This is a genomic window from Novosphingobium sp. TCA1 (assembly GCF_009811895.1).
Taxonomy (GTDB): domain Bacteria; phylum Pseudomonadota; class Alphaproteobacteria; order Sphingomonadales; family Sphingomonadaceae; genus Novosphingobium; species Novosphingobium panipatense_A.
This window is the reverse complement of the sequence record NZ_BLJH01000013.1, coordinates 128,714-154,701: the sequence shown is the minus strand read 5'-3', so window position 1 is coordinate 154,701 and position 25,988 is coordinate 128,714. Positions and strand designations below refer to the sequence as shown.

The window sequence follows — 25,988 nt, the reverse complement described above, 5'->3', positions numbered from 1 at the left end:
ATGGCGGCGATGGGCTTAATCCACTAACAAACCAATCGGGCCACTCGGTGGGGGCAGATCATCTTTATGATGAGCAGGCGGCATTGCAGCCGAAAGGCCTCTGCGACGTTGCTCTTCGCAACTCTTGCGGAAAAATGCCCATGACACGTGAATGCGCGCCCTTTGCCTTGATTGCCGACGATGATCCCCTGGTTCGGATGAGCTCCGCCGAAATTCTGGAAGAGGCCGGCTTTCGGGTGCTTGAAGCTGAGAGCGTCGATCAGGCGGTTCGGATTCTCCAGGCGAATGGCAACGGCATCCGTCTTCTGTTCACGGACGTGCAGATGCCGCCCAGCAACCGGGACGGGTTCGAGTTGGCGCGCACCTGCGCCGACGCATGGCCGGACATCCACATCCTGGTCGCTTCCGGCCTGGTAAGGCCGGGTGATGGCGATCTGCCCGAAGGTGCGATCTTCATCAACAAGCCTTTCAGTGCAGATCTGGTCTATGATCGCCTGCAAGACCTGCTACCGACCGACGAACAGCCCGCGCCCCTGCGGCAGGTGTTCAAGTGAGGTCGCGTCCCGTGGACTGCATGACTGAGATGCCCACCGGGTGAGCCTTGCCGGGACGTTCTTTGCCGCTGATGGACGGATGCGCGCCATGGTCGATTGCTTCGACTGGGCTTCTACGCCGCTTGGCGAAATCGCGAACTGGCCGCCGGAGTTGCGAGCTTCGGCCAATCTGGTGCTCGACAGCATCGAACCGACCTGGCTGGCCTGGGGCCCCGACCTCACGTTCATCTTCAACGATGCCTATCACCCGCTGCTGGGCGGGAAGCCTGCTGCCCTGGGGCGGCCGCTCGAAGAGGTGTGGCGCGAGGTCTGGCCCGACGTAGGCGCGCTGGTTAACCGAACGCTGGCGGGTGAATCCGTGCTGCTGCGCGATCTGCCGCTGCGTGCCGAGCGCGGCAACGGCCCCGAGGATACCTGGTTCACGTTCTCCTACACGCCGCTGCGCGATTCCTCGGGCGCTGTGCAGGGGCTTTACTGTGCAGTGGCGGAGACCACGCAGGCGGTACGGGCGACCCAGGAGCGGGACGAAGCGGAAAGCGCGCTGCGCGACCTCAATTTCTCGCTCGAGCACCAGGTGGCTGAACGCACGCTCGAGCGCAATCAGCTCTGGCAGGTCAGCCATGACCTGCTGCTCGTCGCCGACCTCGACGGCACATGGCTGAGCATAAACCCGGCCTGGACGCGGTGTCTGGGATGGAGCGCGGACGAGCTTGTCGGACGGACTTCCGAATGGATGGAACATCCCGACGACCAGGCAAGGACGCGCGCGGAAGTCGCAAAGCTGGCCGAGGGGCGAACGACGCTGGCCTTCGAGAACCGGTTCCGAACGCGCGACGGCGATTACCGCACGCTATCGTGGACGGCCACGGTCTCCGGCGACAGGCTCTACGCCAGCGCACGTGACGTTACCGATGACCGGGCCCGCGCCGAAGCGTTGGCAGAAGCGGAGGATCAGCTGCGTCAGGCCCAGAAGATGGAAGCGGTGGGGCAACTGACCGGCGGTCTGGCGCATGACTTCAACAATCTTCTGGCCGGGATCTCGGGCAGCCTTGAACTGATGAATACGAGAATCACCCAGGGGCGCCTGGGTGAGATCGACCGATACATGGTCGCCGCGCAAGGTGCCACGAGGCGGGCGGCGGCCCTCACGCATCGGCTGCTGGCCTTCTCGCGGCGCCAGACGCTTTCTCCCAGGACGACCAATGTAAACAATCTGGTCAGCGGCATGATCGAGATGCTTCGCAGGACCGTCGGGCCGAGCATCGCAGTCGATCCGGTCCTCATGTCTGGCCTTTGGCCTGCCCTGGTGGACGCGTCGCAGCTTGAAAATGCGCTCTTGAACCTCTGCATCAATGCGCGCGATGCCATGCCGGATGGCGGGAAAATCACTATCGAAACCGGCAATCGGTGGATCGACCGTCACGGCGCGCGCCAGCACGGTCTGCCCGAGGGGCAGTATCTCTCGCTTTGCGTCTCGGATACCGGAACCGGCATGCCTGCTGACGTGATCGCCAAGGCATTCGACCCCTTCTTCACCACCAAGCCGCTGGGGCAGGGCACCGGGCTCGGCCTTTCGATGATCTATGGTTTTGCGAAGCAGTCGGGCGGGCAGGTGCGGATCTACTCGGAGGTCGGGGAAGGGGCGATGGTCTGCATCTACTTGCCCCGTCATCGCGGGGAGGCGGATGAGGACGAAACGCTGCCGGATGCGGCGAGCGACAATCTCGCCACTGATGGAGAGACGGTTCTGGTCGTCGATGACGAGCCGACGGTGCGGATGCTGGTAGCCGATGTCCTGCACGAGCTGGGGTACACGGCGATAGAAGCCGCAGATGGTCTTTCGGGCCTGCGCGTGCTGGAATCAGACGTGCGGATCGATCTCCTGGTATCCGACGTCGGTCTGCCCGGCAGCATGAATGGTCGGCAGATGGCGGATGCGGCGCGCGTTCATCGCCCGGACCTCAAAGTGCTTTTCATCACCGGGTTTGCCGAGAATGCGCTCTTGAACAACGGCCAGCTTGAGCCGGGCATGTCGGTTCTGACGAAGCCGTTTGCGGTCGACACTCTCGCTGGGCGGATCCGCGAAATGATCAGCGAAGTGTAATCCTGGGCTTGCCGGCCCTTCTTCGCAAGATTTGCGGAACATCGGGACAGAACAGATGTTCTAGAACCGAGCTGCTCGAAAAGTTCGATGCAGCGTTCGTATCAAGGGAGAGCCCCATGTTTCGCTGGGCCATCATTTTCGCTGTTGTTGCACTTATCGCGGCGCTGCTCGGTTTTGGCGGCGTTGCTGGTCTTTCGGCCAGCCTGGCAAAGGTCTTCCTGCTTGTTGCGGTGGTGATCCTGGCCCTCGGCTTCTTCTTCGGCCGGGGTAAAAGGATTCCGTGAGCCCTGGGTTTTATAGGTAGGGACTTCCTGCCTGGCCTGAGCTGGCAGATCATGCGGCAGGAGCAGCCTTTATGAAGGCATGCTCCTGCCGCAAATCGCGTTCAATCATTCTCGAACCTGTAGGGATCGAAGCAGCGAGCGTCTTGGTCTGCTTTTTCTCTTAGCGACGCATCCAGGATTTCCGCGGCCAGTGCCGCAAAGGCAATTCCGTTGCCGCCGAAACCTGCGGCGATCCAGAGATTGTCCATATTGCGTGCCCGCCCGATTGCGGGAAGCCCGTCCGGCGAACTGCCGAAGGTTGCTGCCCACGCGCGCTCCCAGTCGATCTTGTCTTTTCCGAGCATGGCGGCCAGCTTGGCGGCAATGATGCCTGCCTTGCCGGGAAGCAGTCGGTCCCGGGTATCCTTGTCAGCGACATCGATATCCTCGCCGCCTGCTATGATCCTGCCGTCGCGGCTTGCCCGCACGTAAAGATAGGGATCGCTGGCTTCCCAGATCATCGCATTTTCATTCCATAGCGGTGCAGTGCCCGGCGGCGCTGCAATCGCAAATGTCGAGAGCAGCGAAAAGGCATCGGGAAGAAACAGGCGCGCTCTCTCGTAGCCCGTGGCGAGAATGACGTTTCCGGCCATGAACGACCGCCCGTCTTCCGTCTCCAGTTCGATACCGCGCGCCGATGGGTGAAGCGCGGCGATATCGACGGGATAGGCGATCGACGCACCCCGGCCCAGCGCACGGTCCAGCAAGGCGTGACAGGTCCGTACCGGATCGATGGCATATGTGCCGGTCGAAACAAGACCTGCCCTTGGCGCTATGGCGTATCGCTCGGCCATCTCATCTGCTGACAAGAACCGGGAAGGCAGGCCATGGCGGCAATGCAGTGCCGCTTCTGCCTGAAGGGCCTCGGGCCCGAGCAGGTCCCCGGCAAGATAGAGCGTCGGACTGTCCTGCTTCAGGTCGCCGCCGATACTATCCAGATGCTTTCCGAAGCGCTCCAGGGCGGCGAAAACGCGCTTCCATCGCCGTGCCGCTTCACGCTCTCCAAGACGTTCCGCCAGCATGGTCAAGGGCACGTCCATCGCCCACATCAGCTGCGCCGTGGAAGCAGCCGTGCTTCCCGTTCCCGGAGCGCGGCGATCGATGACTGCCACCGTGCGTCCCTGCGCGGTCAACCGATCGGCGAGGATCGCCCCCATGATTCCGCCGCCGAGAATGGCGATATCGACATCACGGGACGGCAATTCGCCGGTAGCCGGCGGGAGCCAGTCCTTTTCCCGCCACGGAACGGTTCCCGTCCTGAGATCCCGCGCTTCGGTGAGGGCGAGGGCGGCGCCCGCCGTCATTCCTGCTCCTGTTCGCGGGGTGCTATCGTAATCTGCTGGACCACGGCCCGTCTCGGCTGGGTAAGCAGGTAATGGACGGCCACGGCTATATCCTCGGCGCGCAGCATCGTTTCTTCGGCAATCATGGCCCGCTGCTTTTCCGCTGGAATGTCGGGATACTGGAAGTCCGCTCCGGTCTTGCCCGGCTCGACCAGACCCACCTTGATCCCCTTGGGACCGAGTTCGCGGCGAAGGGCTTCGGCAAAGCCTGCGATGCCCGCCTTCATTCCGGCATAGACCGTCGATCCGGGCCCCAGAACATGCGCCGACATGGAGCCGATCAGCACGATGTCGCCCTTGTCCGCCAATGTCTCCTGCGCAGCCTTGGCGCTGAGGACATAGGCGGTGAAATCGACCTCAACGGCGTAGCGTATTTCCTCGGCCGACATGTCGGAAAGGGCGCGGGCGGGAACGGCGGCATTGACGATCACGATATCGGGAGAGCCGAGAGAGGCGCGGGCTTCCGCGAAGAAGCGGTTCAATTGCCCAGGTTCGGCAAGATCGAGGGCGATGCCACTGCCACTGCCGACTTCGCCTATTCTCGCCAGCGCATCGGCAAGATGCTCGGGCGAGCGGCCGCAAATGAAGACGTCCGCCCCTTCGCTGGCGAGCAGGACCGCAATCGCCCTTCCGATCCCGGTCGTCCCTCCGGTCACGATCGCCTTGCGTCCGGCGAGCGGCGAGACTGCGGTATGGGCGTCCGAGAGCGATGTCATGGCGACACATTCCCGAGAACGATTTCGCCTTCCTCCTCGCCGTCCCAGTAATGGGCGCGCTCGCCTTGCGCTTCGATCAGCACGAGCCCCGGCGTTTCCGGTCCCTCCGGCCACCACCGTTCGAGACCGTCCGTCCAATGCTCGGCCAGTGCGGCCTTGTCGCGGACAAGCCTTGCGCGTCCTTCGACGGCCAGGAAAAACGGGCGCTGGCCGAGCAGGCCCGACTTGCCCTGATAGGACAGCGTGATCTTGGGATCGGCTGAAATGTCGGCCGCCATCAGCGCGCTCTCTTCGGTGAAGAACCAGGCGGTGCCTTCGTAGCCGACCTCGCGGTTATTGCTCATCGGCCGCGCCGCGATCGCTCCGCCCTTCGTATGGGTGGCGAGCATGGCGAAGTCGATATCCTTCATCTTGTTGGAAAGTTCGGCAAGAGACCATGTCATTACGGCTGTCCTCATCCTGTTATACTTCGAGACGACGCATGGGCCGCGCAAGGATGAGGGCCGCCGGTCTGCCGCGACCCTCTTGCATCCTTGCCGCCCGTTCAGGCCAGATCGCGGATCCTGGGCTCGCGCGCCCAATGGCGCCGGGCGCCTACGCCTGCAAATTCGTCGATCGGCACGACGCCGTCATCTTTCTCCACGCCGGCCTTGTCGAGAATGGCCTGGGTGCCCGGGCAATGCGCGATGGTCTTGCAATGACCATAGGCATCCATGAACCATTGCACCGCGGCGGCCTGCGTCGTCAGCTTTTCCGCCGCTTCGGGCATGAGGATCGAGGCAACCGCGTCGAACAGCACCGAAGGCGACCCTGCGAGCTGACCGTCCGCCTCCAGAGTGCCGCCCTTGAGCTTCAGCGCACCGACTTTTGGTGCGACGAGAAATGCACTGCCGCCGGACTTCTCGATCGCGGATTTGAGGTCGTCGAGTGCCTTCTTGTCGGAACCTTCATCGAAGAGAATTCCGACCTTGCGGCCTTCCAGCGTTTCGAGCGCATTCTTCTGGATCGAAAGGGCATCGGAAGGCGCCATCTCGACCGGCTCGCGTGCAGCGGCAGCCTTTTTCGGCAATTTCAGGGCCAGCCCTGCGGCAACGCGCTCCGCCAGCGTCTCGTCGACGTTGCGCAGGCGGGAAATCACCCGCTCGCGAACATGCGCAAGGGCTACCTTCGAAAGTTCGAAGACGATGGCAGAGGCGATATGCGACTGTTCGCTTTCCGTCTGCGATCGATAGAACAGCCCGGCCTGGCTGTAATGGTCGGCAAAGAGTTCGGCACGGATGCGCAGCTTGTTTTCAGGCTCGTTGCGTTCGGCGTTTTCGGTGAAAGTGGAAAAGCCGCTTTCCGGCTCGGCGCGCGGACCGCTGTCCTCGCCCGCCTCGGCAAGACTGTTCGGTTCGTAGTTTGCGCGGCCGGTAGGAACCAGCGTCTGCATCATCCCGTCGCGCTGGAAATTGTGGAACGGGCACTTGGGCGCATTGATCGGAATCTGGTGGAAATTGGCGGTGCCGAGCCGCGACTTCTGGGTGTCGAGATAGGAGAACAGACGGCCCTGCAACAGCGGGTCGTTGGTAAAGTCGATCCCCGGTATGATATTGCTGGGCAGGAAGGCAACCTGTTCGGTCTCGGCAAAGAAATTGTCGACGTTGCGGTTGAGGGTAAGTCGCCCGACGATCTCGACCGGGATGTCCTCCTCGGGAACGAGCTTGGTGGCGTCGAGCACGTCGTAAGGTTGCCTTGCGGCCCATTCCTCGTCGAAAACCTGCACGCCGAGGTCCCAGGCAGGGAAATCGCCTGCGGCAATCGCTTCGAACAAGTCGCGCCGGTGGAAGTCAGGGTCAGCGCCTGCGATCTTCACGGCCTCGTCCCAGACCAGCGATTCCATTCCCAGAACCGGCTTCCAGTGAAACTTGACGAACTTGCCTTCCCCGGACGCATTGACGAAGCGGAAAGTATGGACGCCGAAGCCCTGCATCATGCGCAGCGAGCGCGGGATGGCCCGGTCCGACATGGCCCACATGATCATGTGCATCGTCTCGGGCATCAGCGAAACGAAATCCCAGAACGTGTCGTGCGCCGAAGCGGCCTGGGGATAGCCGCGGTCGGCTTCCATTTTTACCGAATGCACCAGGTCCGGGAATTTCATCGCGTCCTGGATGAAGAAGACCGGGATGTTGTTTCCGACCAGATCCCAATTACCGGTATCCGTGTAGAACTTGACGGCAAATCCGCGCACGTCGCGGGGCGTATCTACCGACCCGGCACCGCCGGCGACCGTGGAGAAGCGCACGAAGACCGGGCAGCTTTCGCCTTTTTTCTGGAAGATCGAAGCCTTGGTCAGTTCTGGAATGGCCTTGGTGCATTCAAATACACCGTGCGCGCCGGAGCCGCGGGCATGGACGATGCGTTCGGGAATCCGCTCGTGATCGAAATGGAAGATCTTTTCGCGCAGCACGAAGTCTTCGAGAAGCGTCGGTCCGCGCTCACCGGCCCTGAGGCTGTTCTGGTTGTCCGCGATGCGGTGTCCGAAGTTATCGGTGAGATAGTCCTGGGGCGCCGCCGCCGAGGGCTTCAGGTCCTGATGTGTCTCGCCGCCGTTACCGGCGTTATCCTCATGCGGCGGCTTTCCGGCTCCGGGCTGATGATCGCCGAGCGCATGGGCGACGGCAGGAGATGCGGAAGAAGGGCGCGTGTCGCGGGTGGCCATGGAAGCTCCTCTGGAAGTCTTGTTTGGCTCTTCAACCCGGTGCTCGCGGAAGCGGTTCCTGCCCTTGTTCGGCAAAGATCACGGCTGCGCCTGTATGACGCGTACATGAGCCGAACGGCATGACGGGAGTCGCTTCCGCGTGGCGGTGGCACCTGCGATTTCCCGAGGATTGCGTCCTTGAATGCCGCTGGCCGTTACCTTCACTTTTTACTGAGCAAATCAGATGTCGAGAAGGGCATATGGCCGGTCGAAGCGTTCGCTGACAACGAACTGCGCGCAGTTGAACACCGGCGCGCCGCGCATGGTTCGGCCTTCGTAGGAGCCACGATGGGCATGGCCATGCACGACGGCCTTCACGTTCTCGAAACGGTCGATTGCTTCCGCAAGCCGGGAGGAACCCAGGAACGGGAATATTTCTGGTGGTTCGCCGATGACCGTCTCGACGATAGGTGCGTAGTGCAGGACGGCAACGGTCCGTTCCGTTCGCAAGGATCTCAGGCCGTTCTCGAGCTTCCGGGCTTCGGCGACGGACTCGTCGACGAATGTCTTGATCGCGCTCTCTCCGAATGCACCAAGTTCGCCGCGGCCAAACCCGCCGACGAAGCCTTTGACACCCGCAAAACCGACCCCATCGATTTCCACCGCCTGATCGTCGAGTATGGTAACGCCGGCCTGGCGCAGGATGCTTGCAACCGTGTCGGGATCGCCGCACTCGTAGTCATGGTTACCAAGCACTGCGACCGTGGGAATGTTGCAGCCTGTCAGGTCCTCGGCCAGTCTTTCGGCCTCGCTGGCCTTGCCGAAGTTGGTAAGATCGCCGCAAAGTGCCAAGACATCGGCCGCCTGCGAGATTTCGTGGAACATGTCGTAGTATCGCCTTCTGTCCTGTTCGGTGACATGCAGATCGCCGATAGCGGCCAGCCGAACCTTGCCGGGCGGCGCTTCGGAATGGGCTTCAGAGATGGCGTTCATGCTTTTCGTCCAATCCTTTGCCGACAAGATCGGCGAAACCCCATTCGCTTATGTCGATGAGATAATCGCGGGGAGAAAATAGCCGGCCGCGGCAGATGCGCACTTCGGCCGGTGGAAGTTCGGCCTGGGCATTCACACGCTCGATGAGGGTGTCGAAAAGCCATCGCGGAATCCGATCGCGTTCGGTCGGATAGATGAATCTGAAGTTGAGCACATGCAGGAGCAGGACCTCCCAGTGCAATTCCATCAGCGAAAGCAGGCGGTGCCAGTCGATATCGTCGTGGCGCTTGAGGATGGTATGGGCGATGTCCGCGCCATCGTAGCGGTAGCGATCCTGGATGAAAGCCTTGGAAACGATGAATTCGGTCGGCGGCGTAATGCGCACGGATGTCCCGTAGACCTGGGCGGTGAAGACCTCGGTGAACCAGGCATCGGTGATGGGTATCGAAGCGGATGACATGTTGAAAATGACATCGAAGAAGGCCTCGCCTGACCAGACTTTCGCAATCCAGCGATCATCCTCGACCGTTATCTGGTAGCCTTCGCCCTTGAAGCGGGCCAGCAGCAAGGGCGCGTCACCGGGCTTGCAGAATATGTCTATGTCCTTGGTGGGACGGACGACGCCGGTGTGACAGGTAAGCGCGTACGTGCCGGACAGAAGATAGGGAATCTCCCAGGCCGCCAGCAATTGAAGACTGCGCGTATAGAATTCGATCGCATGGGAGGGCGGATCGAAATCGGGCTCCTCCTGGAATGAATCGGTCAGGGTAGGAGTGCTCGCCATTGCTTTACCTCTCCCTGTGATCAACAACGGCCGCCTGTTGAGGTTCCACTGACGGTCGCGAAGAGCGTGCGAGAGATCTTGGTTCGGCGGAGACGATCAGCGCGTCTTGGACGTTTTGGGACCACCATCCTCGATTTCATGGTCGCCGTCTCTCGAAGTGCCGGCCTGATCGCCATCGCGCCCCGTCGCAGCGTCTGCCTCGGCTTCGCTGGGCGTGGTGGGTCCTGAACCTGCGCCGGTTCGGCCATCGGTGTTTGCACCGGGGTTGGAAAGTTCATCACCGAACTCTTCGCGAGGGCTGCGTGGGGTATCATTGGTAGGCTTGTCCGTTCCGGGGGCGCTCATGTCGGATATCCTTGTTTGGCGCTGGATGCGGCGAAGCCCCTGGGGAAGGACAACCCGCCGCGAACACAGCATGACAGGACAACCGCGCTTGCCCGGTCCCGGTTTCCACCGCGGCGGGCATTTGGGCTGAACTGAATTACATCTCGCCGCGCGCGTAACCCAGGAATTGCTTCCCGTGCCGTCAGGCCCCAATTCTGCGGGCAAGGCATCTAGCGCGAATAGGGTGCTTCCGAAATCGTGCGCAAGGCGCCGATCACGAGCGCGCGGTAGCTGCGTTCCCGAACCCCGTGGGGTTCCGACAGCCCCATGCGCGCGAGTGCGGCGTCTTCCTCCACGCTCAGCGTACCCGCAGCCAGACCCCGCGCCATCGTGGCGGCGAGCGCGGCCGGATGGCGAGCGGCCCCGGCGAGCGAGGTAAGGGCAGGCAAAAGCATTTGTTCCACCGGCGTGAAATCGGTGCCGGAAGGGTAGGGCGGGAAGTTCGCAAGCGGCAGGGCGGAGGCAAGCTGCTCGGGCAAGTTGCGGCGCTGCGCCTCGGGTGGGGAACAGTCGGGATCGAGCTTCCCGGCTTCCCTTGCCGCATCGAGCAGCGCGTCCTGGAAACGGCTGTCGGCAACCGCGATCAGGCGGCGCACCACTTCCTCGTCGCTCTGCCCCCGCAAGTCGGCGATGCCGTATTCGGTGACCACCACGTCGCGCAAGTGTCGCGGGATGGTCTCGTGGCCATAGGACCACACGATGTTGGAGCGCAGTTCGCCATCGTGCTGGCGCGTGGCGGCAAGCGTGATGACCGAGCGCGCGCCTTCCAGTTCCAGCGCCTGCGCGACGAAATTGTACTGCCCGCCCACGCCGCTGACGACACGTCCGTCCTCAAGTCCGTCCGAGATCGTCGCGCCCAGCAGCGTCACCATCATCGCGCTGTTGACGAAGCGGGCGCCCACGCGCGCCTCTCGCTTGGCCTCCTCCTCGCCGTAGAGCGCATTGATCCACGATATCTCGCGCATGTGGATGCGGGCGCGCATATCCTCGTCCATCTCGCGCAGGGCGCGGTAGAAAGCGCGTGGGCCGATGAAAAATCCGCCGTGCAGCACGGCGGCTTCCACCTCGCGGCGCAGGATGCCTGCGCGCAGCAGTTCGAGGAAGCCGTCCACCAGCATCTCGGTGGGCGCGTAGAGCCCCGTTTCGAAGCGCCCGCTCTCGATGGACGGACGCTTGATGCCCGCAGTGGTGAGACTGTCCAGAACCGCGTCGAAGCGCGTGGGTTCTTCGTGTCGCAGGATCAGCGAATGCGCCACGGCATCGCCGATTTCGCCAATGCCGATCTGCAGCGATCCGCCGTCCGGCACCAGCGAGGCGACGTGCATGCCGATGGCGTGCTGCGCGGGACTGACGGGCTGCTTGGGCGGGCCGAACAGGGGGAAGCGGGTCTCCGCGCTGTCGAGCACCATGGCGAAGCGCTCGGCAGGCAGTTCGGCGGGGCCGGTCATGAAGGGCAGCTCGTCGTTCACCTGTCCCACCAGCAGGAAATCCGCCTTGCCTGCGTCGCGCGCGGCGAGGAGGTCCAGCGTCATGTCGGTGTTGCAGCTGAGGCTGAAGCTCTCCCGCCGCCGTGCGACGATCTGGGCGATGACGTTCACCCCCTGGTCGATCAGCGCGCGCATCGCGTGGGTGTAGTTGATCGAGATGTAGGAACGCTGCGCCGCCGCGTTGCCGAGGCGGCTGCCCGCCTGAAAGAAGAACTCGTTGACGACGATATTGGGCGGGAGGTCGTCCTCGCGCTGGGCCTTGGCATAGGCGAACGCGGGGTATCCGCCCATGGTGCGTTCGAACACGGGTTCGAGGAAACGGCGCTCCAGCTCGCTGCCGAGCGCGGGCGGCTCCAGCGTCAGCGCGGTGAAGATCGAGAGGCTGATCGCGCGGTCCCGGCGGGCGTGCTCGAACAGGGCATTGGCGATGTGCGGCGCCTTGCCGAGACCGAGCGGCAGGCCGAGCACGATGCGCCCGCCGGTCTCCTCGATGATCCGCCGGGCGATCTCGTCCGGGTCAGACACGTAGAGGCTCAACGCAGCAATTCCCATCCCGCGTCAGGCTCGAACCTTGCGCCGTGACGTTCCGCCAGTCGGGAAAGCGCCGCCACGACATCATCCACGCCGCGCGCCTGCGCATAGTGGAGCGGGCCGCCACGGAACGGCGCAAAGCCGGTGCCGAAGATCATGGCAGCGTCGATCACCTCGGCATCCTCGCTCACGCCCTCGCGTAGAACTGCGACGGCGGTGTTCGCCATCGGCAGGATCAGGCGGTCGGCCAGTTCGGGGTCGGGCGCTTCCGCCTTTTCCTTCACGGCCTTGCCATCCTTCCAGAGATAGATGCCTTTGCCGCTCTTGCGACCGAGATCGCCTGCCTCCACCTTTTCGCGCAGCCACGCGGGCGCATCGGGCAGCGGCCAGCCCAGGTCCCGCTTCAGCATCTCCGCCACGTCCAGCGCCACGTCGAGCCCCACCTGGTCGGCCAGTTCGAGGGCCCCCATCGGCATGCCGAAGTCGGTCGCGGCGCGGTCTATCGTCTCGGGGGCGAGGCCTTCGTCCATCAGCACCATGGCTTCGGCCAGATAGGGCGTGAGGATGCGGTTGACGATGAACCCCGGTTCGCTGCGGGCGGGCGCGGGCAGCTTGCCGATCCGCCCGACGAAGGCGCGCGCGATGCCTTCCGCTTCGGCCGAGAGGCCGCCATGCGCGATCACTTCCACAAGATCGAGCCGCGAGACAGGGTTGAAGAAGTGGATCCCCACGAACCTCTCGGGCCGCGCCAGCCCCTCGCGCAGCTGGGCGAGCGGGATCGACGAGGTATTGCTGGCCAGGATCGCACCGCCCTTCATGCGCGGCTCCGCCTCTGCGTAGAGCTTGCGCTTGAGGTCGATCTTTTCGGGTGCGGCCTCGATCACGATGTCGGCGCGGGCGATGCCATGGCCTTGCGGATCGGGGATCAGCCGGTCCAGAGCGTCGCGGATCTTGAGCCGGTCGCCGTGTGCGATCTTTTCGTAGAGCTTGGCCGCGCGGTCCACGGCGCGGCCGATGGCTTCCGCCTTCACGTCGGAAAGGCTGGCGCGCAGGCCCTTCCACGCACACCACGCGGCGATGTCCCCGCCCATGGCCCCCGCGCCGATAACGTGGACGTGCGCTGCCTCCGGCGCGTCCGCGTGGCTCAGGTCCTTCAGCTTCTGGCGCAGGAAGAACATGCGGATGAGGTTCTGCGCAGTATCGGTAAGCATGAGCCGCGCGAAGGAGGCGATCTCGGCGCGCTTCATTGCTTCGAAATCGCCGCCGTGTTCTTCCCACAGGTCGATCAGCGCATGGGGTGCGGGGTAGTGCGCCGAAGGCGCCTGCTGCTCGGCCTCGGCACGCATCTGGCGCGCGGCCATGCGGCGGGCGGGCGCGCTGTCCTTGATCCTGTCGACAAAGCCCTGCCTCGGTTGCGGCAGCGCTCCCGAAACGGCGGCATCGACAGCCGCCTGCACATGCCGCTCGGGCACAAGCGCATCGACAAGGCCCATCGCCTTGGCCTGACGGTCGTGGATCGACTTGCCCGTCAGCATGAAGGACATCGCCTTGATCGGATCGCACAAGTGCGTGAAGCGCGCGGTTCCGCCAAGGCCGGGATGCAGGCCCAGTTGCACCTCTGGAAAGCCGAAACGCGTACCGTCCACCGCGATCCGCTGCGTGCAGGCGAGCGCGATCTCCAGCCCGCCGCCCATGGCATAGCCGTGCATCACCGCGATCGTGGGAATGGTCAGCGCGGCAAGGCGATCGACCACGCCGTGCGCGGCTTCGATCCGCCGGCGGATGGCGGCCTCGTCGGTAACGCCGCGAAATTCGGCAATGTCGGCGCCGGCCAGAAAACCCTCGCGCTTGGCGGAGCGGATCACGAGCGCCTTGGGCGCACGCTCGTCCACTTTATCGAGGATTTGAGCGAGTTCCTCGATAACCTCCTGCGAAAGGGTATTGGTGGAGGCATCCTGCTTGTCGAGAACTGCCCAGGCCACGCCCGCGGCATCGCGTGTATAGGTCCAGTGGCGCATGCCTTCGGTGGGCACGCCTTCAATGGGCACATGCGGCACGGGTCCGAGCGAGAGATCACGAGGCTCAAGGTATGCCCAAACCGGGTCCTGCATCGTCATGCGCGTGCTCCCTTTCCTGCGCGCTCGATCAGCATGGCGCCGCCCTGGCCGCCGCCTATGCACTCGGTGGCAATCCCCTTTGAGAGGTGCAGCCGCTCCATCGCCTGCACCAGATGAAGCGCGATGCGCGCGCCGCTGGCGCCGACCGGATGGCCGAGCGAGATCGCGCCGCCGTCCACGTTGATGCGATCTCTTGGGATAGAGCCCGCCGCGCCATCGAGGCCGAGGACATTGCGGCAAAAGCCATCGTCCTCCCATGCGGCAAGGCAGGCGAGGACTTGCGCGGCGAAAGCCTCGTTCAGTTCCCAGAGGTCGATATCGCCCAGCGCCAGCCCGCCGCGCTTCAGCAGTTCGGTAGCGGCGAGCACCGGGCCAAGACCCATGATCGACGGATCGAGCGCGGACCACTGGCTGTCCACGATCCGGGCGCGGGAAGTGAGGCCGTATTTCTCGATAGCCGCGTCGGAGGCCAGCAGCGTCCAGCACGCGCCGTCGGTGATCTGCGAGCTGTTGCCCGCCGTGACCTGGCCATAAGGCGGCTCGAACACGGGGCGCAGCTTGGCCAGCTTGTCGGCCGCACTGTCGGGCCGCACGCCGTCGTCATGGTCGTGGACCGTGCCGTCGCGGGCAAAGGCGGGAACGAGTTCGCCCTCCAGCCAGCCCTGCTCCTGCGCGCGGGCGAGCCGCTTGTGGCTTTCCACCGCATAGGCGTCCGCCGCCTCGCGGGTGATGCCGAACAGGTGGGCGAGTACTTCGGCGGTGTGGCCCATACCAAGGTCGGTGATCGGGTCGGTCAGCCCGCGCTCCAGACCGACGATCGGCTTCAGGAATTCAGGCCGAAACCCTGCCGCCGCCTTGAGCATGCCAAGCGGGCCCTGCTTGTTGCCCTGAAGCGCGGCGAGCCATTCCACCGCGTCCTGTCGCAGCACCAGCGGAGCATGGCTGAGCGCCTCCGTGCCGCCCGCCAGGATGAGGTCGCTGCCGCCATCGGCGATATAGCGGTAGGCGGTATCCATAGCCTGCATGCCGGAGCCGCAGTTGATCTGCACGGTGAAGGCCGTGGTCTGCGCCCCGCAGCCGAGCCGCAGCGCTGCCACGCGGGCAGGGTTGGCTTCGTCCGCAATCACGTTGACGCAGCCGAGGATGACCTGGTCAATCTCCTCGGGCGCGAAAGGCTGGCGCAGCAGCAGCGGCCTGCCGCACTGCACCGCCAGATCGACCGGCGTGAACGGCCCCGGGCCGCCCCGCGCCTTGAGAAAAGGCGTACGCGCGCCATCGACGATATGGACCGGGCGACTCATGCGGCGGCCCCGCGCATCATGGCCTCATCTCCTGACGATCGGGCTGCGCTGTGCTTGGTGGCGGCACTTGGCATCTCTCGGCTCCTTCTCCTGCGTGTTGCAACGCACGGGAGCAGCGCATGATCCCCGTTGACCGGTCGGTTTACACAAGCAGGCGTGAGCACCGCAGGCGACCGCAAGCAACGGTCGCGCCACTCATGCAGTCACGTGACGGCGTTCTTGATGAGACCGGCGACCTCGTCTCCTCGGCCTGCCAAAATGGCCTTTGCAGAATAAAGTGCGGTTCCGAACATCTGCTTTGCCTCGACCTTTGGCGGCATCACGAGTTCGAAACGGTCCGTGACGACATCCAGCAGGGCCGGACCGGGCTCTGCGAGCCATTGACGAACCGCATCTTCCAGATCGCTGCTCTTCTCCACCCGCCGAGACCAGAACCCCATGGCGCGCGCCACATCGGCGAAGTCCGGGTTGTGCAAGGCCGTGTAGCTGTCGAGCAGGCCTTCGACTTTCTGTTCCAGTTCGACGAAGCCGAGCGAGCCGTTGTTGTAGATGCAGACCTTGATGGCCAGTTTCTCCTGAACCGCTGTCAGGAGATCGCCGATCATCATTGCAATTCCGCCGTCGCCCGAGAGGGAAACGACCTGCCTGTCCGGGAAGGCCGCCTTCGCGCCCAGGGCCTGGGGCATGGCGTTGGCCATGGTGCCGTGGGTGAGAGAGATCACCGTTCGATTTTGACCGGTCGATGGTACGTGCCGCAGCAGCCAAACCATCGGCGAGCCGCAATCGGCTGTGAAGACAGCGTCCTTTTCGGAGTGGGCGCCGATCACCTCGGTCAGGTACTGTGGGTGGATGGCAGTGCTGTCGTCGCGTTTCGCATGCTTGCGCTGCCCTGCAATGGCCCGTTCGTGACGGTCCAGGCATTCGTCGAGGAAGTGCTTGTCGTCGCGCTCGCCAACAAGCGGTAGAAGTGCGTCGAGGGTATCACGAACGGTGCCGACCAGACCGAGATCGACCGGATGGCGACGGCCGAGATGGGTCCCGTCGATGTCGATCTGGATGATTTTGGCCGCCGAGGGATAGAACTGCCTCCAGGCAAAGTCGCAGCCAAGCAGGATGAGAGTGTCGCATTCCATCAGCGCTTGAAAGCCGGCCTCCGATCCGAATACACCCGTCATGCCCACGACGAATGGGTTGTCATGCTCGAGAAAGTCCTTCGCGCGCGAGGTATGGGCAATGGGCGCCTTCAGCTTGTTGGCAAGAGCTACCACCTGCCGGTTCGCGTCTTCACAACCGGATCCTCCATAGATCGCAATGCGCTTGCCCTCGTTGATCAGATCGGCGGCCGCCTTGAGTTCGCCGGATGAGGGCAAGATGCGCGGAGACGTGCGATGGACGGAGAACCGTGGTTCGTCGGGCGCCTTGGACGACGAGACATCCGCCGGGACGATGAGGACCGCGACGCCGCGCTTTGCGAGGGCGGCCTGAGCGGCCATGGCGGTCTTCCGCCGGGCCTGTTCCGGCGTGCGGATCTCCTCGCAGAATACGCTGCAGCCGGCGTAGACCTGCTTGAAATCGACCTCCTGCGGGAAGTCGAAGCCGAGTTCGTCGCGGACGATCTGACTTGCGATGAGAATGACGGGCGAGCGGTTCCGGTGGCTCTCGAAAAGGCCGTTTATGAAGTGAAGGCTGCCGGGACCGCAGGAACCGGCACATGCGGCGAGTTCGCCGGTGAGCATGGCATCTGCACCCGCTGCGAAGCCTCCTGCTTCCTCATGACGGACATGGACCCAGCGAATGTCGCTCCGCCTTATGGAATCGGTGATATGGTTCAGTGTGTCTCCGGGGACGCCGTAGCAACGACGGACGCCTGCGTCCTCAAGGGTCTCGACAATCACATCTGCAACGGTTCTGGACATGGTATCTCCAATCTGCGGATTTGAGAGGATTACGCGCCGGGTGCTTCAGGGTTCCTGGGGGCGGCCGTCAGTCAAGGGACGGCTGCGTGCGCATTTGCGGCGTAGCCATCCGCGACGCGCACTTTCGTCGGGGCTTCGACAGGAGGTTGTCCGATGAGCAGAGTGGCTGCCACCATCGGACATTCCCGCCTCTCCGCCATCATAGCGGCCTGGGCCATGCCCGCGGTATCATACTAAGGTTTGGTGGCTATACGAAGTGGCCTGGCAGGCCTGCTCGCCCCCGGATGAAGGCCGACCACGAAAAAGGCCTCGCCGCCGAAGCTCAGGGAAAAGTGCGGATCGAGCGGATTGCGCGGGAGGTGCAAAATGGGCCATGACTGCCGGCGTTTACCGACGAGGGGCTACCGCATATGAACCGTTTTCGCGTGCTCGCGACCAGTCTTGTCGCGCTGGCAGCATCTGCCGCCGGGGCTGAGCAAGGCTTCTACCAATACCCCAGCGCACGCGGGGACGTGCTGGTCTTCGCCAGCGAAGGCGACCTGTGGCGTACCGGACGCGACGGCGGCACCGCCACGCGCCTGACCAGCCATGTTGCCGAGGAAAGCGACGCGCACGTGTCCCCCGACGGCACCATGGTGGCCTTTACCGCCAGCTACGACAGCGACCAGGACGTTTACGTCATGCCGGTGGCGGGCGGAGCGCCGCGCCGGCTCACGTTCGAGGGCGGGATGCTGCGCACCGTCGGCTGGACGCCCGACGGCAAGGTGATCTACGCCTCGCGCCTGACCGGGGCAGGGCAGGGCGAGATACTCTACACTGTCGCTCCTAGCGGCGGCGAGGCGACCCCGATCCCGCTCTGGCGCGCCACCGATGCGACCTACGGGCAGGACGGCAGGACGATCTTCTTCAGCCGCCAGGGCCTCACCGCCCGCGCACGGGACAATGCCGTGCTCTATCGCGGCGGGGGCATGGACCAGCTGTGGCGTTGGCAGACCGGATCGGCCGCCGAGGCTGCCAAGCTGCTGCCGGACTTCGGCGCGCCGATCCGCTTCCCGATGGCCTATGGCGGCCGCATCTATTTCATCTCGGACAAGAGCGGGGCCGACGCCGTCTGGTCGGTCGGCGAGGATGGCAGCGGCGTGGCCAAGCTTTCGCCGGAGATGCCGTTTCCGGTGCTTCAGGCCAGTCTCGACAGGGGGGACGTCTATCTTCAGAACGGCGCGGACATTCATGTGTTCTCCACCGCCGACAACAGCCTGCGCAAGCTCTCCATCGATATCGTCACCGACCGCGAGCAAACCCGCCTGCGCTCGATCGGCGATCCGCTGAGCCAACTGGAAGCGGCGCGGATATCGCCATCCGGTGAGAGTGTTGCGGTCACGGCACGCGGACGGGTCGCGCTGGGGGCGCCAAAGCACCTGCGCCGGATCGACTTTTCGATCCCCTTGCAGGCACGCGGCCGTCAGGCGGTGGCAGCGCCGAAGGGGGATCGGGTGTTCATGATCCTCGATCAGGGTGAGCGGGGAGACATTTACGCGATGCCCGCCGATGGTTCGGGCGAGCCCATGCCTGTCACCCGTGGCTACGGTGCCTACATCTGGTCCTTCGCCCTGTCCCCGGACGGCAAGACGCTTGTCCTCTGGGACAAGCAGGCCCGCCTGCAGAAAGTGGACATCGCCACCGGCCGCGTCACCCTGCTGGCAACCGACGATGCAGGCGACGATCAGCCGTTCCACGACCTGGTATTCTCGCCGGATTCGACGCACATCGCCTATGCGCAAGTCTCGCGGCGTAACAACGCCAACACCACCGAAATTTTCGTCCAGAACCTGGCGAGCGGCGCGCGGGTGAAGGCGACATCGGGCAAGTACAACGACTATGCCCCGACTTTCGCCCATGACGGCGCATGGCTCTACTTCCTGTCCGACCGCAATTTCGATCCGACGCCGGGCAACCCATGGGGCGACCGCAACATGGGCGTGGCCTTCCCGGATCGCGGCGAGATCTACGCGCTCCAGCTGGACCCGGCCGCTGAATTTCGTTTCCGCGAGGATAACGAACTGACCCGCAAGCCGGACGAAAAGGCCGAGGACGAAAAGCCCGCCTCGACGGGGAAGGACGAGGACGACAAGAAAGACGAAAAGCCCAAGCCCGCCCGCATCGTGCTGGCCCATATCGTGCTGGATGGCCTCGCCGCGCGGCTCTACAAGGTTCCGGTCGATCCGGGCATGAGCGAGGGCCTGCTTGCCTCCAAGGACTTCCTCTATAGCCGCAAGGACGAGAAACTTGTCTCGATAGCGATCGACAAGAGCGATCCGAAAGTCGAGACCTTTGCGGACAAGGTCCGGTCTGCCGAAATCTCCGCCGACGGCAAGACGCTGCTGGTCGTGACAGGCTCGTCCAAGTCCCCGAAGCTGATGCTGGTTCCTGCCAAGGCCAAGTTGCCGGAGAAGGCGGAGCCCAATGTCGTGCGTCTCGACGACTGGCGGCTTACCGTCGATCCGGCTTCGGAATGGAAGCAGATGTTCGTCGATGCCTGGCGCCTTCACCGCGATTTCGCATACGATCCGGCGATGCGCGGGGTTGACTGGAACGCGGTGCGCGCGCGGATGGAGCCCCTGATGCAGCGCATCGGCCACCGCGCGGAGCTGAACACCGTGCTCGGCCAAATGGCGTCGCAACTGGGCATCCTGCATAGCCAGGTGCGCCCCGGCGACCTGCCCAAGGACGGCGAGAACAGCGAAATGGCGTTCCTCGGCGCGCGCTACACGCCGGTATCGGGCGGTCTGCGCATCGACAGCATCTTCCGTTCCGAAGCCGATCTCGTCTCGACGCGGCCGCCGCTCACGCGCCCGGGCGTCGACGTGCGCGTCGGTGACGTGATCCGCAGCGTCGATGGTCGGCCGGTCGCCTCGCTCGGCGCCTTGCGGATGGAACTCGCCTCGAAGGCCGGGCAGGAAGTCCGCCTCGATCTTGCGCGCGGCGGCAAGGCGATGAGCACGATCGTCGAGCCCATGACTTTCGATGGTGAAGTGACCGCCAGCTACCACGACTTCGTGGAGGGCAGGCGCCTGGCCGCAGAGGGGCTGTCGGGCGGGAAGATCGGCTATCTGCATCTCAGGGCGATGGGCCCGGAGGACGTCGCCAGCTTCGCGCGCGACTACTTCGCGCAGCTCGACAAGGATGGGCTCATCATCGACGTTCGTAACAACAACGGCGGCAATATCGACAGCCTGATCATCTCGATGTTGATGCGCCGGGCATGGGCGTTCTGGGCCAAACCGGACGGCACGGGCGTGCCCACCACCAATATGCAGAACGCCTATCGCGGCAAAGTCGCCGTGCTGATCGACGAGCGGACTTATTCGGATGGCGAGACTTTCGCCGCTGCCATCAAGTCGTTGGGTCTGGCGCCGCTGGTGGGCAAGCGCACGGCGGGCGCGGGGATCTGGCTATCCGACCGCAACCGGCTGAGCGACAATGGAGCGGTTCGCGTTGCCGAGAATGCGCAATATGCCGCCGACGGCACATGGATCGTCGAGGGCCGCGGCATCGGACCGGACTATGAGGTAGAGAACGGCCCGCACGCCACGTTCGAAGGTAAGGACGCCCAGCTTGAGGCCGCTGTGTCGTTGCTCAAGCAGGAGATCGCCAGGGATCCGGTTCGTCCTCTCAAGCCGGGGCCGCTGCCTGCTCTTGGCACTCCGGCAAGCGATGTCACGCCCCTGGGGCCGCGGTAAGAGGCGGCACGGAAAAGCCGGTGGCGGTCGTATCCGCCATCGGCGCGTTCGGATCGGCGAAAGTCCGGTCTAATCTGGATAGGGCACCAGCAGGGTCGCCCCCCATCCATGGCAAAAGACTGATCGTCTTCGAAACAAAACCAAGCCAGCCCTCCATCGGCTGGCAGATTCGCGGGGTATCGAACGCTCAATTCCTGCAGGAACGATCCTCCGCGTCCAAGACCAGCCCAAGACGAGCTAAGTCATTTTACCCCAAGCGTCTGCGGGTTCGCCCTGATTGGCGAGCCCCGAGTGGGCAGGCGACTGTATTTTCCTGGCTGTTGGCGGATTCGCGATGGAGCATGTATGGCAGGATCTAGGGCGACTGTTCAGGTAACGGTAGACAATTTCAGGCGCGCCGAAACGGAGCTTTACCTCAAACAATTGTCTGCGCAGGGCGCGTACGGCCAATTCAAGCATGACCGTGACGCGCCAGCCGTGGACAATCAGGCCGTCATCCGCCTCAACCGCGACACGCTCTACAGTTATGCGGTGCTGGACCTGACTTCGCCCGCGACCATCGTGAAGGCCGATACCGGTACACGCTTCCAGTCGCTGATGGTGATCAACCAGGATCATTACATCAAGCTGGTCGCCTACAAGCCGGGCATCTACCAGCTCACCCAGGATATGGTGGGCACGCGCTATGCGGTAGTGGCCTGCCGCACGTTCCTGAACCCGGCCGATCCGCAGGATGTACAGGCCGCGCACGCCGCCCAGGACGGAATCGTCCTGAGCCAGGCCGACGCGGGAAAGCTCGAACTGGTGGATTTCGACCAGACCCAGCGCGCCAGACTGCACGACCTGCTGAACGAACTGGCCGCGTTCGAGCCGGATCCGAAGGGGCGCTTCGGCGACGAGAAGGCCGTCGATCCGGTGCATCACCTGATCTACACCTCGGCCGGCTGGGGCGGGAACGCGGCCGAGGACGCAATTTACATATCGGGCAGCGTGACGGCGAACGACGGCACGACCCCCTATGTGATGACGCTGGCCAACGTTCCGGTGGATGGTTTCTGGAGCCTGATCGTCTACAACAAGGACGGGTTTTTCGAGGCGCCGGTGGAAGCTGTTTCCTTTAACAGCGTCACCGCGGCACCGAATGCGGACGGCACGGTGACACTGCATTTCGGCGGGGATCCCAAGGCGCCCAATTATCTGCGGATCATGCCGGGCTGGAATTACCTGTTGCGCCTCTACCAACCGCAGCAGCCGGTCCTGGACGGCAGCTGGAGCGCACCGATTCCGACGCCGGCAGAATAAGGGGAAAAGACATGACTCAGACGACGCCGGCCGCCGCGCCGTTGGTATCGGTCAATCTCGACAATTTCATCCGGGTCGAAACCCACCATTACATGAAGCAAGCGGTGGAAAAGGGCTGCTTTGCCCAACTCGTGCATGCGCGTGGCCCAACCCCGGTGGACCAGCAGATCATCATCCGCCTCAACCTCGACACACCCTATAGCGAAGGCGTGTTCGACCTGACCTCGCCGCTGACGATCACGATGCCGGACCCCAAGGACCGCTTCCAGTCGTTGTTGGTGATCAGCGAAGACCATTATATCCAGCATGTGAGCTATGGTGCCGGCACATATCGCTTCACGGCGCAAAGCATCGGCAGCCGCTTTGCCTATGTGTTCATACGCACGTTCATGGACTCCCTCAGCGACAACGACTTGGCAGCGGGCGCCGCACTGCAAGACCAGATAAAGGTCGAACAGGCATCGATCGGCACATTTGAAGTGCCTGCCTGGGATCCCGACAACCTCGATCATGTGCGCGCTGCGCTTCTAGCCGGCGCTGTCTACCTGCCGGATGCGCAGCGCGCCTTCGGACGGCCGGATCAGGTGGACCCCGTACGGCGACTGTTCGGCACGGCGGGTGGCTGGGGCGGCAACAACGAGCATGACGCTTTCTACTTCCCGTTCCAGCCTGCCGATAATAACGGCGAGACGCCCTATGTGCTGACGGTCGGCACGGTGCCGGTGGACGCCTTCTGGTCGATCACCGTCTATAATCAGAAGGGCTATTATGAAGCGCCCGAAAACGCGATCTCGGTGAACAACGTCACCGCCAGCCCGAATGAGGATGGCACGGTAACGATCCATTTCGGCGGCGACCCCCAGGCGCCCAACTATCTGCGGATCATGCCCGGCTGGAATTATCTGGTGCGATTATACCGTCCGCAGCAGGTGATCGTAGACGGCGACTGGCATTTTCCCACGGCAGCTCCAGCGACAAAGCTATCAGCGGCATGACCAATTAAGGGCCAGTTGGTCGCAACGGGCCGGATCTGCAATCGGCAGAGGGTTGGCGAAGCCGGCACCTCCGCCGGCTCCGCCTGTTGTCGCATTTAGAGCTTACGCGTGCCCAGCCACTTGACCATCGCGGGATCCCGATGATCGAAGAAGCTGCTGGCCTTCTGGTCGAGCGTCGCAATCCGGGCGACATCGTCATCATCGAGCGTGAAGTCGAAGATCGCGAAGTTCTCGGCCATGCGCTCCTTGCGGATCGACTTCGGGATGGCGACGATGCCGCGCTGGTTCAGCCAACGTAGTACGACTTGCGCGATAGTCTTGCCGTGCTTGGCGCCGATGGCCGCCAGGACTTCGTTCGAGAACAGTCCGTTCTTGCCTTCTGCGAACGGTCCCCATGCCTCGGGCTGGACCTTGTATTCCTCGAGCAGTTTTTGTGCGTCGTCCTGCTGGTGGAAGGGGTGGATCTCGATCTGGTTCACCGCAGGCGTGATCCGGTTGTGCAGCACGAAATCGAGCAGTCGATCAGGATAGAAATTGCTGACACCAATAGCGCGGATCCGTCCTTCGCGGTGCAGCTCCTCCATGGCGCGCCAGGCGCCATAGACGTCGCCATATGGCTGATGGATCAGCCAGAGATCGAGGTAATCCAGTTGCAGCTTGTTGATCGAACGTTCGAATGCCGCCTTCGCCCCCTCATAGCTGGCATCCTCGATCCAGAGCTTGGTCGTGACGAACAGTTCGCTGCGATCGATTCCATGGTTCTTGATGGCGGCGCCGACCGCCTCTTCGTTGCCATAGGAGGTCGCGGTGTCGAGCAGGCGATAGCCGACGTCGATGGCGTCGCGCACGCTCCGCTCGCATTCAGCCAGATCGGGGACCTGGAATACGCCGAATCCCAGGCTCGGCATCTCGATGCCATTGTTCAGCGTGACGGTAGGTATGTTGGTCGTCATGTCGTTGGTCCTATTCTTCTATCCGGCCGAGCCAGGCCTTGATCTGGTTGAGGGTGCGGCGTTCCTGATCGGCTTCCATCACGAAGGGTGCCTCGATCCGTGCGCCCACTGCATGGCTAGTCAGTACTTCGGGCGCGGAACCCACGCCGTAGCCGCCGTGGGTGATGAAAGGCCGCAATGTCTTCCCGCGCAGATCGTGCGCTTTCAAAAACGAACGGATCGGCGGCGGCGCGGTTTCACCCCAGATCGGAAATCCCAGGAACACCACGTCGTACGCACCGAAATCCGTGATCCGCGAGGAAAGCGGCGGCGCATAACCGCTGGCGCGTTCGCGGGTCGTCTGGGCCACGTGCTCCTCATAGTCCTCGGGATAGGGGCGGGCGGGGCGGATCTCGAACAGGTCCGCTTTCAGTGCCCGGTGCAGCGTCTCGGCAATGACCCGCGTGTTGCCGGAACGGGTGAGGTACGCAACGAGGGTCTTCGCGCCTTGCATCCCGCCGTTTCCTCTATCCTGGGCGCAGGCCTGCGTGCCGGAAAGCGCCAACACGGCCGGAACCGCAAGCATCGTGCGCCGTGAAAAATCGACCTCGCGGCTCATCGCGCCCTCGGCGGTGCTTCTACACCGGAAAAGGCCTGTACAGCAGGTGGCAAGCGCTCCCCCTTGATGGCGATGCCCGCGACGGCCGTATTCAGTTCTGCCAATTCGCCCGGCGTAAAGCGGAGATCGGCAGCGCCGGTATTTTCCATCATGTGCGCCATCTGCGTCGTGCCTGGAATGGGTGCGATCCACGGACGCTGGGCAAGGAGCCAGGCAAGCGCGATCTGCGCAGGCGTAGCCTGCTTGCGCGCGGCCCAGGTTTTCAGCAGTGCCACAAGCGACAGGTTGGAGGCGATGTTCTCCCTGGCAAAGCGCGTTTCGCCCTTGCGAATGTCGCCATCGGCATAGGCGGTCTGCTCATCGATAGCCCCGGTCAGAAAGCCGACGCCGAGCGGGCTCCACGGCACGAAACCGGTGCCAAGCTGCGCGCACAGCGGTAGAACTTCCGCCTCGGGACCGCGCCAGAGCATGGAGTATTCGCTTTGCACGGCGCTGACCGGGAGTTCCGCGTGCGCACGACGGAGCGTGTTCAGACCCATTTCGCACAGACCCCAGTGCAGCACTTTACCTTGTGCCTTGAGGTCCTTGATGACGCCGGCGACGTCCTCGATAGGCACCTGCGGGTCGACACGGTGCTGGTAGAGCAAGTCGATCCGGTCTGTCCGAAGCCGCTTCAGCATGGCATCGACGGCGGTGCGGATATGGTCGGGCCGGGAGTTGAGGCCGGGCATTCGCTTGCCGGTCTCGGGATCGATGTTCCACCCGAACTTGGTGGCAATGACCACGGAATCGCGAAACGGCTGCACGCCCTCGCCGAGGATGCGCTCGACTTCCAACGGACCATAGGCCTCGGCCGCATCGAAGAAGGTGACACCGCGCTCATGTGCAGCGCGGATGATCCGCAGCATTTCCGGCCGGGCCGGGATGGTTGTCTGGTAAGTCCGGCTCATGTTCTGAACGCCGAGCCCGATGGCAGAGACTTCCAGTGTGCCAAGGCGGCGACGCATGGGGGATCCTGCGGCGGGCCCATCCGACAACCTCGCAGCCTTCGACAGAGCGCTCGCGCTTCCGGCAGGTATCGCCGCAGCCAAGGCAGCTCCAGCGGCAAGAACAGCACGGCGACCCAAGCTCAGTTCCGACTCCATAGGCACCTTCCTCCAGTCA

The 25,988-nt window shown here is 63.6% G+C and carries 20 protein-coding genes and 1 pseudogene; 6 read left to right on the top strand and 15 right to left on the bottom strand.

Annotated features, from left to right (window positions below):
* From NTCA1_RS15830 to NTCA1_RS15820, 3 genes are all read left to right on the top strand, one after another.
* The coding region (locus NTCA1_RS15830; protein WP_236549370.1) for a response regulator at window positions 1–554 on the top strand (554 nt) is incomplete at its 5' end.
* 40 nt (window positions 555–594) lie between these two features.
* Window positions 595–2,658, top strand: a complete 2,064-nt coding sequence (locus NTCA1_RS15825) for a PAS domain-containing sensor histidine kinase (RefSeq protein ID WP_306439297.1) — start codon at window positions 595–597, stop codon at window positions 2,656–2,658.
* A 116-nt stretch (window positions 2,659–2,774) separates the two neighbouring features.
* On the top strand, window positions 2,775–2,942 hold the full coding sequence (locus tag NTCA1_RS15820; RefSeq protein ID WP_086491862.1) for a DUF1328 domain-containing protein: 168 nt from the start codon (window positions 2,775–2,777) through the stop codon (window positions 2,940–2,942).
* Window positions 2,943–3,043: 101 nt separating this feature from the next.
* Here the strand turns inward: NTCA1_RS15820 and NTCA1_RS15815 are convergent, their stop codons facing one another.
* The 12 genes and pseudogenes from NTCA1_RS15815 to NTCA1_RS15760 all read right to left on the bottom strand — a co-directional run.
* Window positions 3,044–4,285 (bottom strand): FAD-binding oxidoreductase, encoded by a 1,242-nt coding sequence (locus tag NTCA1_RS15815; RefSeq protein WP_133084425.1) that lies wholly within the window; start codon window positions 4,283–4,285, stop codon window positions 3,044–3,046.
* Entirely contained in the window at window positions 4,282–5,040 is a 759-nt protein-coding gene (locus NTCA1_RS15810; RefSeq protein ID WP_133084426.1) for an SDR family oxidoreductase, read from the bottom strand. The genes NTCA1_RS15815 and NTCA1_RS15810 overlap by 4 nt, the downstream gene beginning before the upstream one ends.
* The gene (locus NTCA1_RS15805; protein WP_133084427.1) at window positions 5,037–5,483 is read right to left on the bottom strand and encodes a pyridoxamine 5'-phosphate oxidase family protein; all 447 of its coding nucleotides are present in this window, start codon (window positions 5,481–5,483) and stop codon (window positions 5,037–5,039) included. The genes NTCA1_RS15810 and NTCA1_RS15805 overlap by 4 nt, the downstream gene beginning before the upstream one ends.
* Before the next feature lie 101 nt (window positions 5,484–5,584).
* The gene (locus tag NTCA1_RS15800) at window positions 5,585–7,744 is read right to left on the bottom strand and encodes a catalase (RefSeq protein ID WP_133084428.1); all 2,160 of its coding nucleotides are present in this window, start codon (window positions 7,742–7,744) and stop codon (window positions 5,585–5,587) included.
* A 219-nt stretch (window positions 7,745–7,963) separates the two neighbouring features.
* The gene (locus NTCA1_RS15795; protein WP_133084429.1) at window positions 7,964–8,716 is read right to left on the bottom strand and encodes a metallophosphoesterase; all 753 of its coding nucleotides are present in this window, start codon (window positions 8,714–8,716) and stop codon (window positions 7,964–7,966) included.
* Window positions 8,700–9,500, bottom strand: a complete 801-nt coding sequence (locus tag NTCA1_RS15790) for a hypothetical protein (RefSeq protein ID WP_133084430.1) — start codon at window positions 9,498–9,500, stop codon at window positions 8,700–8,702. The genes NTCA1_RS15795 and NTCA1_RS15790 overlap by 17 nt, the downstream gene beginning before the upstream one ends.
* 96 nt (window positions 9,501–9,596) lie before the next feature.
* Complete coding sequence (locus NTCA1_RS15785) at window positions 9,597–9,845, bottom strand: hypothetical protein (protein ID WP_133084431.1); 249 nt, start codon at window positions 9,843–9,845, stop codon at window positions 9,597–9,599.
* 209 nt (window positions 9,846–10,054) lie between these two features.
* The gene (locus NTCA1_RS15780; RefSeq protein WP_159831165.1) at window positions 10,055–11,908 is read right to left on the bottom strand and encodes an acetyl-CoA hydrolase/transferase C-terminal domain-containing protein; all 1,854 of its coding nucleotides are present in this window, start codon (window positions 11,906–11,908) and stop codon (window positions 10,055–10,057) included.
* Window positions 11,905–14,019, bottom strand: a complete 2,115-nt coding sequence (locus NTCA1_RS15775) for a 3-hydroxyacyl-CoA dehydrogenase NAD-binding domain-containing protein (RefSeq protein WP_236549369.1) — start codon at window positions 14,017–14,019, stop codon at window positions 11,905–11,907. Before NTCA1_RS15775 ends, NTCA1_RS15780 begins: the two co-directional genes overlap by 4 nt.
* Entirely contained in the window at window positions 14,016–15,320 is a 1,305-nt protein-coding gene (locus NTCA1_RS15770; RefSeq protein ID WP_133084433.1) for an acetyl-CoA C-acetyltransferase, read from the bottom strand. The genes NTCA1_RS15775 and NTCA1_RS15770 overlap by 4 nt, the downstream gene beginning before the upstream one ends.
* 203 nt (window positions 15,321–15,523) lie before the next feature.
* Window positions 15,524–17,236 (bottom strand): thiamine pyrophosphate-dependent enzyme, encoded by a 1,713-nt coding sequence (locus NTCA1_RS15765; protein ID WP_133084434.1) that lies wholly within the window; start codon window positions 17,234–17,236, stop codon window positions 15,524–15,526.
* Window positions 17,237–17,496: 260 nt separating this feature from the next.
* Window positions 17,497–17,586: pseudogene (locus tag NTCA1_RS15760) on the bottom strand (YqcI/YcgG family protein); the annotation flags it as partial.
* A 60-nt stretch (window positions 17,587–17,646) separates the two neighbouring features.
* On the opposite strand from NTCA1_RS15760, the gene NTCA1_RS15755 reads away from it, so the two are divergent.
* The 3 genes from NTCA1_RS15755 to NTCA1_RS15745 all read left to right on the top strand — a co-directional run bounded on the left by NTCA1_RS15755 (window position 17,647) and on the right by NTCA1_RS15745 (window position 23,273).
* A complete protein-coding gene (locus tag NTCA1_RS15755) occupies window positions 17,647–20,976 on the top strand; it encodes a S41 family peptidase (RefSeq protein ID WP_133084435.1) in 3,330 nt (1,109 codons plus the stop codon).
* A gap of 423 nt (window positions 20,977–21,399) precedes the next feature.
* Window positions 21,400–22,278: a DUF1214 domain-containing protein gene (locus NTCA1_RS15750; RefSeq protein WP_201282507.1), complete on the top strand. Its 879-nt coding sequence runs from the start codon at window positions 21,400–21,402 to the stop codon at window positions 22,276–22,278.
* A gap of 11 nt (window positions 22,279–22,289) precedes the next feature.
* Window positions 22,290–23,273, top strand: a complete 984-nt coding sequence (locus NTCA1_RS15745) for a DUF1214 domain-containing protein (protein WP_133084437.1) — start codon at window positions 22,290–22,292, stop codon at window positions 23,271–23,273.
* Window positions 23,274–23,368: 95 nt separating this feature from the next.
* Here NTCA1_RS15745 and NTCA1_RS15740 read toward each other — a convergent pair whose 3' ends face one another.
* Genes NTCA1_RS15740 through NTCA1_RS15730 form a run of 3 tightly spaced genes read right to left on the bottom strand, consistent with a single transcriptional unit; the run spans window position 23,369 to window position 25,831 of the window.
* Entirely contained in the window at window positions 23,369–24,226 is an 858-nt protein-coding gene (locus tag NTCA1_RS15740) for an aldo/keto reductase (RefSeq protein WP_159831164.1), read from the bottom strand.
* Window positions 24,227–24,236: 10 nt separating this feature from the next.
* Window positions 24,237–24,824, bottom strand: coding sequence for a flavodoxin (locus NTCA1_RS15735; RefSeq protein ID WP_133084438.1), 588 nt, complete (start codon window positions 24,822–24,824; stop codon window positions 24,237–24,239).
* Entirely contained in the window at window positions 24,821–25,831 is a 1,011-nt protein-coding gene (locus NTCA1_RS15730; RefSeq protein ID WP_201282512.1) for an aldo/keto reductase, read from the bottom strand. The genes NTCA1_RS15735 and NTCA1_RS15730 overlap by 4 nt, the downstream gene beginning before the upstream one ends.
* Between the last annotated feature and the right edge of the window lie 157 nt (window positions 25,832–25,988).